General features: G+C 73.7%; 1 protein-coding gene. It reads left to right on the top strand.

Annotated features, from left to right (window positions below; translation table 11 throughout):
• Positions 1 to 66: 66 nt before the first annotated feature.
• The coding region (locus GL263_RS27335) for a Gfo/Idh/MocA family protein (protein WP_323379588.1) at positions 67 to 871 on the top strand (805 nt) is incomplete at its 3' end.

Here is an 871-nt window from a genome sequence, read left to right on the forward strand (position 1 = left end):
GTACGGTTCGTCGGCAGCGTCATATGTGTATAAGACACAGGCGTCCACACACAGGCGTACGTCCGGGTGCCGCACCACTTCCCCGACCTCCCCCTGCGCCCGCGCCTGGTGGCCGTCGCCGACGAGGTACCGGGCCGGGCCGAGGAGGCCGCGGCGCGCTTCGGCTTCGCCGACACCGCCGCCCACTGGCGTGACGTCCTCGCCGACCCGAGGGTCGACGCCGTCAGCGTCACCGCGCCCAACTTCCTGCACCGGGAGATCGGGGTCGCGGTCGCCGAAGCCGGCAAGCACCTGTGGATCGAGAAACCGGTCGGCCTCACGGCGGCCGACGCCCGTGCCGTGGCGGACGCCGTGACGGCCGCCGGCGTCCGGGCCGCCGTCGGGTTCAACTACCGCAACGCGCCCGCCGTGCAGACCGCCCGCGAGCTGATCCGCGGCGGCGAACTCGGCACCGTCACCCATCTGCGAGTACGGCTGCTCAGCGACTACGCCGCCCACCCCGACGGCGCCCTCACCTGGCGCTACGAGCGCGAACGAGGCGGCAGCGGCGTCCTCGGCGACCTCGCCTCCCACGGCGTCGACCTCGCCCGCCACCTGCTCGGCGAGATCAGCGCGCTCACCGCCGACACCGCCGTCTTCCTCCCCGAACGCGCCCGCCCCACCGGCGCCACCGCCGGCCACGCGCTCGCCACCGGCGGACAGCTCGGCCCGGTCGAGAACGAGGACTACGTGAGCTGCCTGCTGCGATTCGCGTCCGGCGCGCGGGGGGTGCTGGAGGCCAGCCGGGTCGCGGTGGGCGAGCAGAACAACTACGGCTTCGAGGTGCACGGCACCAAGGGCGCGGTCTTCTGGGACTTCCGGCGGATGAACG

The sequence above is a fragment of the Streptomyces durbertensis genome (assembly GCF_014156695.1).
GTDB lineage: Bacteria > Actinomycetota > Actinomycetes > Streptomycetales > Streptomycetaceae > Streptomyces > Streptomyces durbertensis.